This window comes from Yersinia massiliensis (assembly GCF_003048255.1).
GTDB classification, from domain to species: domain Bacteria; phylum Pseudomonadota; class Gammaproteobacteria; order Enterobacterales; family Enterobacteriaceae; genus Yersinia; species Yersinia massiliensis_A.
This window is the reverse complement of the sequence record NZ_CP028487.1, coordinates 2,666,759-2,677,857: the sequence shown is the minus strand read 5'-3', so window position 1 is coordinate 2,677,857 and position 11,099 is coordinate 2,666,759. Positions and strand designations below refer to the sequence as shown.

Sequence of the window (11,099 nt, the reverse complement as noted above, 5' to 3'; positions counted from 1 at the left end):
TAAGGAGAACGTTTAACATGGCTAAAAAGAAAAGTATTATCAGCGACCGGCTGGGCCAAATGTACAGCTTCGGTACAGAATCTCATGAATTGATCAGATGCTTGCAAGAGTGCAAGCAAAGGCTCACCAGAAATGGCGCTAAAGCAGATAATTTACCGAAAGGACCAGAGAAAAGGTTACATTTTCTCCGTACGTTACCACCTAAGGCCAAACTTGTTGTGTCTGATTGGCTTCGTGAAAATTTAACGTTTTCTGAACAAAATGACCCACAAAATGTTCTTAGAGATCTGTTAGAAGCAGAAAGTAATGCGGAAGATATTGAACACTGTAAACCGTTATGGCGCACTATTCTGGGATTCTATATTTCTTCTGACTGCCCTGAAATTATAACGAAATTCCTGAATGGTGAAGAAATAGATTTACCCCAACATGGTGTTTCTGACTCTTCCACAATTAATTTCATGGATGAAGACATTGAACATTGTGCCTTAATTAGTCAGGGTAGAGAAATTCCTAAGCCAGAGCGCACTATACCGCTGTTTGTTGGGGGATTGGTTGATGCACTCAGGGGAACGCGAACAGCCGATAATCGATGGCGGACAAAGCTATCAGAACATTCTTTACCGATGGCGCGAAAATTGGGTGAGCTTATCGATCAGTTTGAAGCCAGTTACGACCTTAAAACAATAGATGGTACCAGTGTAATACAGGCTCCTCCCGTTGTTTCCAAAGAAATCGACAGTTCGATGGACGAAGTTATGTTCATTGGAAAAGTGTTAGCGTTAACCGCGACCGGCGCTTTTTTTGTTATGCCGATTAGTCTGTTAATTAATGGCAACCTACGAGACCTCCCGGAGGAACTGGTAAGAGATCTTTTCCCCCATGGAGGTGAAGCCATTGGTTTTGAAAGCTATTTCAGCAAAAAATTTACTCGGGGTGAAATAGCAATATGGAAAGCCCGATATCAGCCGTCTGATAAACCCGCGCAGTATGTTATTACTGACTACCTGTCGCGCGTTTATCCTGTCGTTGCGCTGCCTCATGCCTCTGATGAGCCTGATGCTGTCAGAGAGTGGTTACTGACCCGCTACCAGCCGCAAAACGATACGGCGGTCATTTTTCACCTAAGTGATGGCGTATCCCTAAGATTACCGGGTGACTTGTCTGATCCTAAAAAATATGACTTTGATATGCCGCTAGAGAGTTATCGTCAGGTTTCTCAGACACTACTTGGTTCTCATGCCCTCAGGGTGATCACTGAACTCCCTCAGGTGAGTAAAAAATATGATTGCGCTGAAGCCAGCACGTGGATCAAACGCCTGCTTAAACGAACTGATTCAGCAAAAGATTTCCCTCAATTCAGTAAAGGACAGCTACAAAATTTAACCCATTTTATTGCTGAACATGAGTCTGATAATGAGGCTTCCTATCTTCGTGCATTATCTCACCTGGAACAGATAGCAGATACAAGATCCTTTCTTAACGATACGACTCAACAGTTATTGGCTTTACCTGAGGTCGAAGCGCAAATTAATATTGAGAAACAAGAAACACTGACTCGTTACGAAGAAGAACAGTACCAGATTAAACAATCAATAAAGGTATTATCTGAAAAGAAAATACAGCTTGAAAATGAAATCGACGACCAGAAGAAAAAACTGAAAAAAGAGACCGATCGTATTAATAAAGCGCTACGTCAGCAAGAAAATGAACTGGAACAACGGATTAAAAAGACCTTCGAAGCTGCATCTCAAGCGGGAATTGAAACGCTGGCCCAGACAGCATTACTGCGGGCGATAATTAAAAATGAAACAGTGCAGGAACAACCTGCCCAACGACGAATAGCACCAGAATCTGTAGCCGAATCAGTAAATTCTAATTTTCCATTAGCAGAGACGAATGCCCTGACTCGCAAACATCAACTATCATCGGCTATCGAAAAACAGGCTCTGGCGACGGGACTAAGTGAATCTTTATTATCCAGCCTGATTGCCGCTGTGAGTGTTACACCCGCAGTCGGATTGATGGGAAAACAGACGAAAGAGACTATCGCCTCACTAGCGAACCTCTTAGCCGGGAATGTTTGGGGAGAAGTATCGGTACATAGCGATCATTTTAGCTTCAGTGATTTAATGAACTCCCCCACATTGATCCGTTTATCCGGCGATACTGATACCATGACACTAGGCGATTTTTTGACCCATCAACAAGAGGCAGGGCTGGCGAGCATCGTTGAATTGCGTGGTTTTAACCGCACTCCTCCAGAAACGCTGCTCCCTGAACTCCAAGAGTGCTTATTCAGAACTCGCCATCCTGCCGCATGCAGTTGGACGGATCGGCGGCAGGCTCTACGACATTTGCCCATCCGACACCCGATACTTTTTTTACTCACATTCACCACCGGGAAAAGCACGTTTCCATTACAGGCTCCTCTTGCTTACCAGTTACCCCTGTTTCTTGCAGAAAATATATGGTCGGATGAACGGCCATTTGAGCAAAATACTGACATCACGCCTTCTCGTATTACCCTTGAACTATGGCAGACAATCTATGTGGACAACCCCCAGCCAGAGCACCAAGCTTGTGCGCCAAGGGAAGTGCTAGAAGCAGCGCTACTCTCTTTACTTCCTGATGAACAAGCACAAGCTGTTGCCCGTCTGGCTTATAGCCTAGGCCGTAGTACGGCACAAGATATTGCGACCACGATTGACGCTCTTGCCCCGGAGTTAGGGCCATATGTTCAGGAAATGACTACCGGTGAATCTGCAAGCGTACTTGAGACCCTTTTCCAGTTATAAGCAAAGGATTAATAATGAATAACCCACTGGAAACATTTGAATCAATAAGAGATTTTTATATTTCGTACCTTGAAACGGCCTTCCGTATTGGTTCATCAGACATACAGACTGAACGGCGAGCGTTACTGGAACAGCAAGGGACATTATGCGCCGATCTATTTCTTGAGCCGATGTCCCGATATCAGAACTATAGCTTAACTATCAGTGAATTACGAAATGATGCTCATGGTCAGACATGGTTGCCAGGGTTTAATTCGCAACAAAGGGCGGCATTCATCGACCTCTGTTTAGGTGGACTTCTGCCCCGCAATAAAACGGATTCAACCAAGGGACGTTTTAATCTTTATACCCATCAACTGGACATGCTGAAAAGAGGGGTACAGTCAGGGAAACCGGGCATTGTCACCTCCGGGACCGGCTCCGGTAAAACCGAATCATTTTTACTGCCGGTTCTGGCACAAATCGCAAAAGAAGCCACCGGCTGGCCTCAAAGTCCTGCGTTGAAGCACTGGCAACCGTGGTGGCATAAGGTAGCGGATAAACAGCCCAGCTTCATGCGCGAGCAAGAGGCCGCTGCACGTCCGAAAGCGGTACGCGCGCTGATCCTCTACCCGATGAATGCACTTGTAGAAGATCAACTGGTACGTATGCGACGGGCACTGGATTCTAGGGAAGCTCATGATGTCATGGATGAGCATTTTGGCGGCAACCGAATCTTTTTTGGCCGTTATACCAGCGCAACTAAAGTAACTGGCTGGCTCAAACATCCCCGACTCAGTGAAGAAAAAAATGAGAAAAAGCGCGTGGCTAAAAAAATCACTGAGCTACGTGAGTATATGCAATTAACGGAAGAGACCCATCAGGAGGCGGTACGACAAGCGCAGCAGGACAAGGATAACGAATTATCGTTTAATTTCCCCAGAACCGCTGGCGGAGAGGTTCTCAGCCGCTGGGAAATGCAAAAGACACCGCCCGATATTCTGATCACCAACACCAGCATGCTCTCAACGATGCTGGTTCGCGAGGTGGACGATCCTATTTTTGAGCAAACCCGACAGTGGATTGAGCGCGATCCTGATGCCTATTTTTATCTTATTCTTGACGAACTTCATCTACAGCGAGGAACCGCCGGTACTGAAGTCAGCTACTTGCTTAAACATTTGATCAACCGGCTAGGGCTGGATCAGGAAAAACACCGACACAAATTGCGTATTCTGGCCTCCAGCGCCTCTTTACCCGTTGAAGGGCCTGAAGGTGATCAAAGCGTCGAATATTTATGGGGGATGTTTGGTCAGCGGGGATTACCTTCAGGTGCCTCTTCCGGCGACTGGAGAGAATGTATTATCAAAGGTGGCACCCTTCCCCCGGGCAATATGTCTCTTTTCCAGGGGGATCTGGAGGCGTTTTATCATGCAGTGCTTCAGTTACAGCAAGCACCACTTACCTCATTACAACACTGGCACAATGTCGCCCGCAGCATGGGAATGACAGCCAGTGAAGCCTCTACAGAACAACTAGCGCAACGTGTCGTTTTACAGGCGGCCAACCTGCTTGAAAGTGGCTGCTATACGGACGATCATTCTCCGAGAGCTACGTCAATCAAAATGCTTAGTTCACGCCTTTTTAACGCTCAACCCCATAGTGACAAAGCGCTCCAGGCATTAATCTGGTTACGCTCGACTGAGGGAGACTGGCCGCAATGGTTTTCACATGCCTTTCCTGATGATATCGGTGCGCCCCGTTTCCGCGCCCATGCTTTTTTGCGCGCTCTTGAGGGGTTATATGTCGCGCCATTGCCCGTCCCTAGCGCTGCATCTGCGCAAGAAATTAATCACAGATATTTTGGCGATCTTACCGTGGAATCCGGCTTACGATACGGCAAAGATAAAAAATCACGGCGTGTCGAATTACTCTATTGTGAATGTTGCGGTAATCTCTTTTTGGGGGGTAAACCTTCGGTCTTTTCCGGTTCAGAAAGTCGAATTGAACTTTTACCCAACGACCCTGATACGGAACAACTGCCCGAACACGCAAAATCAGTCATGGTAGAACGCCGATCTGCTGAAGAATACGCGCTATTTATGCCCGTCGTCGAACGTTTCTGGCCGAAAGGAGATGAGGAGCTAAACAGCGATAATGACAATACTTTTGGTACTTGGGTAAAAGCCAGCTACGATCCATTTACCGCGACTATTCAACACCCAGTATTGCTCTTAAAACCGCTACCGGAAAACCATATCGCGGGCTGGTTCTATTACGTCAAACCCGGTGAATTTGCCTCCTCGGAAAGAGGCCAGTCATCCAGTCAGTCACCGGGAACGGCGCTACCTTTTCAGTGTCCGGCGTGCGGTACGTCCTATAAATACGGCAAAGGTAAGCTCTCCCCAATCCGTAGCTTTCGCGTCGGTTTTTCGAAAACGACACAGCTACTGGTCAGCTCGCTAGTGGCGGAACTACAGCGATCGGGTAACCGTGAGCAACTGGTAACGTTTTCAGACAGTCGTCAAGATGCCGCAAGGGCCGCGCTCGATCTGGAATCGGGTCACCATGACGACGTCAGACGAGAAATTGTTGTCCATTCGCTACAAACCATTGCGGCTGATAAACCGTCCCATAACCAACTAAAAATACGCCAGGCAGAGATAGAGAACCGGAACAAAACACTAGTTAACCTCAGCGTAAGGTCGGATGAGGAAGAGGATGAATTGGATCAACTTGCTGATGAACGAAAGAAAATCAGAGGGTTATTATCAAAGCCTGAAGCTGACTGCATACCTTTGCGTGAAATCCTCGAACCTGAATCACCGGATGCAGGTCAATCGCTTGGCCCGCTGTTAAGGGCGCAGGTAGATGCAGGTATTCACCCTTCCGATCGTACTGGCATCGCGCCTGTTCCCGATCCAGAAAAACATGAAGAAGGCACGCTGACCTTTGCATGGCAACAACTCTTTGAAAAGAACGCGCAGGGGGAGTGGTGCTGGAAGGCGCTTCCATCCTATGAAGACAACCTGCTTGTGGCACGACAGGAGATTTCACGCGATCTGAAACGGCTGGTGGGGGAAAGCGTATTCAGTAAAACCTACTTCGCGCTGGAAGAGTCCGGTTGGGGTTATCCCTGCCTTCCCATTACCGGAAACGACTCACGGGAACATCTCGCGATTTATGACGCAATGTTTCGTGTATTGGCGGACGCATATCGGGTTACCCCTTCACAATATACAAAGCCAGAAACTCCATGGAGTTCAGCGCGCGATGTCAATCGTAGAAACCGCCTGTACCGTTTTACGCAGGAGATATGCCAGTGTTCAGGAGGCGAGCCTTTATCTTTAATTGATAGTTTTCTCCGGCGACTAGAGCTGGCGGGTCATCAGGGCGGTATTATTGATATTGGTAAAATGCACTTTCGCCTGGCGGAACCTACCGATCGTGTCTGGCGCTGCTCCCGTTGTGGACGTATACACATGCACACCGGCGCGGGAATCTGTACTCGCTGCTACTCTCCTTTACCAGAAACGCCGTGCAGTGAGGCAAAAACGCTCCAGATGCAACACTATCTCGGCAAACGTCTCTCACATTCTTCTGGTATTCACAGGATGCGCTCAGAGGAACTGACTGGAATGACCGAAAATCCGGCGGCAAGGCTACGCCGGTTTAAAGGTATTTTGATTGCCGACGACGATGATATTTTACCAGAAGGAATGAAAAATTTTGAGCCCGATCGAGATCTTGACCGGGCAGCTCGGGTGGTTGATGTGCTTTCCGTAACCACAACCATGGAAGTGGGCGTGGATATCGGTGATTTACGTGCGGTCTTTCAGGCCAACATGCCGCCACAGCGCTTTAATTATCAACAACGTGTCGGACGTGCCGGACGACGTGGACAAGCGTTTTCATTCGTATTAACCGCGTGTCGAAGTAAGAGTCACGATCTGTTTTACTTCCGCTATCCGGAAAAAATTACCGGCGACCTCCCTCCGCCACCGTTTCTGACTACAAAGCTGGAAATGATCTGCCAGAGACTGGTACGAAAAATCTGGCTGGTGTCGGCATTCAAATGGTTAAGACAGCAAACGGAAAAAGCCGATCACCCATGGCCGGTTGACGACTACGCACACGTCCCTGATAACCATGGTGAGTTTTTCCCGGTGCACTGGCTGAAAGAAAACCAAACGGACTGGCTGCCAAAAATCCGGCTGGCCATCGAAGCAACCATCCTGGCGCGCGATGAATTTGCCCAGACTAGCACACAGCAAAACCCCCATTTGTTCCAGAAAATTATTCAGCCTTTGACGCCGGAACAGCTGATTCAGGATATCAACGCCGTACTGAACGACAGCGCGATGGAGGCGAAAGGACTGGCAGAAGCGTTGGCGGAACACGGTAAATTCCCAATGTATGGCATGCCGACCCGATCACGCCTTTTGCTGACAAGGCCTGTCAGCACAGGTGAAAAAGAAATCGAATTCGCCAGCATGGACCGCGATCTGGATATTGCGATACAGGAATTTGCCCCCGGAAAAATTCTGGTTCAGGATAAACGACGCTACTTTACAGCAGGTTATAGTGGACTGCTTAAACAGAGCAGAAAAAATCCACGATCATTTTATTCAAATGCCTGCGAACCGGGTGAACTCAGAACAATGACCGCCTGTCCGGTGTGCAACATCTGGGCTCCGGCAAACTCTCTGGCTACCGAATGTACTATCTGCGGTGCCGTTATGGATAAGGCAGAGCGTTATCAATGCTATGTTCCTTATGGATTTATCACCACGTTGGAACCAAAATCGGCCAAAGAGGATTTTGATCAGATCCTGACCACGGCCAGTCGTGTATCAATTGCAGAAGCCTACGCTTTTTCTGCAACGCCTGAGCCTGACGTTAATGTGGCGATACAGCTTCAGCCACAGACATGTCTGCACCGCCTGAATCGGGGAATTTATACCGATAAAACATGGCGTGGTTTCAGCGCAACACAGGGGAGCCTATCGGTCCCTTTCAGAAAGCAGGGGACCTACCAGCCGCTTTGGGCGAACCGGGTTTGGATGGATAGTCAAATAATTGAGGCCGACCTGTTAGTTAAAAACCGCTTTAGCGATCGGGGAGAAACCCGAAACACATTTTATCTTGCCGCGCCTAAAGTGACTGATCTACTTGCGCTGATGGTTGCCCAAACCCCGCCGGGTCTCCGGCTACAGTATTCCACTCTAACTCCGGCATTCAGAGCTGCTGCGCTCTCGGCGTCTTTTATCATTGTTAACTATGCATCAAAAGAGCTATTGGATATTGATCCTGAAGAAATTGAAATTCTGGAACCCCGCGTTCAAATGCTGAAAAACGGTAAGTCGGTACCGGTTCTGCAAATGGCCGATCGTCTGGTTAATGGTTCAGGGTTATGTGAACGGCTGCAGCAGAAGGGCGCATCCGGTTCTCTCATTATACTTGAGGTCATGAAGAATATTTTAAATAACAAAACGGCTTACCCGCTGGCTGAGTTCCTGCAATCCGATCATCGCGAACGATGCTTTCAAGGGTGTTATCACTGCCTGCACCGATACGGAAATCAGCCGTATCACGGGTTGCTGGACTGGCGTCTGGGACTGGATGTTATTCAACTTCTTCTGGATCAAACCTATAACGCCGGGCTGAACGGTGATTTTACATCTCCAGGCGTGTCGGACTGGCCGGAAAATGCCCTACGATTAGCCAAAGAGGCCGCTTCGCTATATAGCGACAGTAACGTAAAAGTGATGGGGAATATACCCGTGATTCGCACCGGTGACGGGCGGTGGGCCGCCGTACTACATCCATTCTGGGATCCCGATGCTGCATTTGCTGCAAACCCCGAACTTGAGGCATTTTCATATGAGGTGGACGTAGACGCGACGAATACTTTTGCATTGTCCCGCCGCATGGGGACTGAAATGGCGAAATTACGGACTCAGGCGTCCTCATCTCAGGAGTGATAATGCAATGAATGAAATGACGCTATCGCGTACTCGTCCGGTGCTTCCTTCCCTGTTGGGTTATTTCGCCGTTTGCCCGGCGAAATACCTGCTAGAAAGTGAAGCTCATTCTTACGCTCGTTTACCGCTGCACTCAGGAGTGATTCTGGGCCAGGTAATACATCAACGGGTCAATTCAGTGATACGCAGGGAGGCCGCTTTTGGGAATTATACCCTCAGGCAACTGGAAAATGATTTTTCGATCGAGCTGACCGCCAATCGACGTGCCGGGCCGGTAGCAAACTGGATATATGACCGTCACGGCGTTGCCGGGCTGGTGTCACGCCAAATGCTTGTTACCCAGATCCGCTACGTCAGATCGCTTATGCCGCCTGTTTTCGTAAAAGGGGGCCCTGCACAAGAAAAAACATTACCCGTTGGCCGGGAGGTTATGCTGACCAGCAGTGATTTCGATATGCATGGGCGGGCCGACTTCATATATCAGGAGCAACCCGATCGGTTAAACGTAGTTGATTTGAAAACCGGAAAGGTAACAGATGAACAAAACCAGCCGAAAGAAGCTAACCTGTTACAGATTGCGGCCTATGGCATAATGGTACAAGAGCGAGCACCGGATATGAACATTGGGTTAGTTCTGACGGGGAGCCGTGATAGTTGGGAAGGGACACTGAATACAGACCTGATTGAACGGGTCACTACAATTATCAAAAATATTAATCGACTTTTGCCACGGAATATCCCACTTTCAGTATATGAGTTGGCTTGTCCTGGTACGTACTGCTCCAATTGTTCCTGCCGTTGCTCGTGCCCGGCCTGGACAGAAAAGCTACGCAAGCAGATGCAACCGTCTCTTTCTGACCATCAGCATGGCGGAATCGATATCAGTGGAAAATTACTTGATGCGGAAAGTGACGATCATCTTCTTACGCTGAAGATCCAGCTACACGATAATTCAGTTGTTAAGGTCTTTCGTTTGCCCTCCAGCACCATCCCAGATCCAACGGAAATAACAGGAAAACAAATTGCATTGTACGGATTAAACACCTTCAGTGAGACACCAACAGAGTATTTTCCCCGCAACTTCTACGTCATCAATATGCAGGATACAAGAAGGTCGGCGTTTCAGTTTCACTGGCAGAGTGAAGGAGAGAATTAGACCTGGGGGAAAACGCTTACCTTAAACAACGCTCGATGATCTTACCCGTCATATATTGACGCTCAGCCAGCGGTGATTACTCATGACAAAACCAGCATCGACCAGCAAAATGGCCCGTAAGCAGTACACACCCTAATTCCTCGATGAAGCCCTGAAACTGGCTGAGCGTATCGCTGTCGCTACCCGTGAGCTCAGCCTGTGACCTGCTCCCTTTTGATTAATACATGCGATTCTTTTTAATATCTGCATATGGCACGGAGCGCACATATAGAGTCAATTAAATTAGCGCGTCGGAACAACGGCGGCGGTCATTGATTGGTCACAGTCCCTAACATTACTAATGTATAGCATGAATGTCTTCGGCTGTTGTGCCAATCTGAATCAATCCCATCCACCGGTCAAATTCTAAAAAAAATCCTCTTCTTGTCGACTGGCATCCTTTGCCGTTTAACTATCATAAACCATACACATTTATATAAAATTGTCCCTTGCCATCCTCTGTTTTCTGAATCCGGTAGGTGATTGGTAGGGAATTTTGCAAGTCTGGTTTTGTAAACGTTAAATCAGCAGCACACTGATAAACATCAAGACCTGATTCATGGCTAATTGTTCTAACATTTTCAACTGAAATACGCACATCCTTATCCAGTGTCATGCCTTTCTCAATTGTCTTTCTTGCAATATCTACGACCAGATTTTTTGCATCATCACTACTGCATTTCGGTGTTTTCTCGCCGCAGCCAGCCAGCAAACCAGCTGCAATTAATACCAGAAGTATTGCTCTTTTCATCTGTAGTTCCTTCGTTAATTAACGATACTTATTACTTCTTATTAAATAGACCATCCATTGCGCCTGTCGCGGAAGCCCCACAGTAATCTTCGCAACCACGAGTCATAACGCTGGCCTTGCCATTATTCAGTTCACTAATTACTGCAACACACTGGCTGGTATTGTCATTCCAGACCCAGCGACGCTTCTGGCTTTCTCCTGCAGCTATTTGCTGTGCTGTACCCTCTATATTGCATACGCCCGAACCATCCCCCGTTGAGGCATTAATGTTGAATTCAGCATTGCCCTTTCCCGGATTCAGAGTTAGAACCGCTCCAGGTTTTACGTACTGCGCTGCCGCGACAGGTAGCGTTATGGCTGCCATCAATAAGGCCAACAGTTTTCTGTTCATT

General features: G+C 47.9%; 5 protein-coding genes. 3 read left to right on the top strand and 2 right to left on the bottom strand.

Annotated features, from left to right (window positions below):
* Positions 1–17: 17 nt before the first annotated feature.
* Genes DA391_RS12510 through DA391_RS12500 form a run of 3 tightly spaced genes read left to right on the top strand, consistent with a single transcriptional unit; the run spans position 18 to position 9,917 of the window.
* A complete protein-coding gene (locus tag DA391_RS12510; RefSeq protein ID WP_108087762.1) occupies positions 18–2,798 on the top strand; it encodes a kinetochore protein in 2,781 nt (926 codons plus the stop codon).
* A 14-nt stretch (positions 2,799–2,812) separates the two neighbouring features.
* Positions 2,813–8,761 (top strand): DEAD/DEAH box helicase, encoded by a 5,949-nt coding sequence (locus DA391_RS12505; RefSeq protein WP_108087761.1) that lies wholly within the window; start codon positions 2,813–2,815, stop codon positions 8,759–8,761.
* Positions 8,762–8,768: 7 nt separating this feature from the next.
* Positions 8,769–9,917 carry a PD-(D/E)XK nuclease family protein gene (locus DA391_RS12500; RefSeq protein ID WP_108087760.1) on the top strand — a complete coding sequence of 383 codons (1,149 nt, stop codon included), beginning with the start codon at positions 8,769–8,771 and terminating at the stop codon, positions 9,915–9,917.
* Positions 9,918–10,371: 454 nt separating this feature from the next.
* On the opposite strand, the gene DA391_RS12495 is transcribed toward DA391_RS12500, so the two are convergent.
* The gene (locus DA391_RS12495; RefSeq protein WP_108087759.1) at positions 10,372–10,707 is read right to left on the bottom strand and encodes a hypothetical protein; all 336 of its coding nucleotides are present in this window, start codon (positions 10,705–10,707) and stop codon (positions 10,372–10,374) included.
* A 31-nt stretch (positions 10,708–10,738) separates the two neighbouring features.
* The gene (locus tag DA391_RS12490; protein ID WP_108087758.1) at positions 10,739–11,098 is read right to left on the bottom strand and encodes an acyl-CoA dehydrogenase; all 360 of its coding nucleotides are present in this window, start codon (positions 11,096–11,098) and stop codon (positions 10,739–10,741) included.
* Position 11,099: the final 1 nt, after the last annotated feature.

Coding starts and splice junctions, on each gene's coding strand:
- DA391_RS12510 (WP_108087762.1), top strand. CDS start 18: ATGGCTAAAAAGAAAAGTATTATCAGCGACCGGCTGGGCCAAATGTAC.
- DA391_RS12505 (WP_108087761.1), top strand. CDS start 2,813: ATGAATAACCCACTGGAAACATTTGAATCAATAAGAGATTTTTATATT.
- DA391_RS12500 (WP_108087760.1), top strand. CDS start 8,769: ATGAATGAAATGACGCTATCGCGTACTCGTCCGGTGCTTCCTTCCCTG.
- DA391_RS12495 (WP_108087759.1), bottom strand. CDS start 10,707: ATGAAAAGAGCAATACTTCTGGTATTAATTGCAGCTGGTTTGCTGGCT.
- DA391_RS12490 (WP_108087758.1), bottom strand. CDS start 11,098: ATGAACAGAAAACTGTTGGCCTTATTGATGGCAGCCATAACGCTACCT.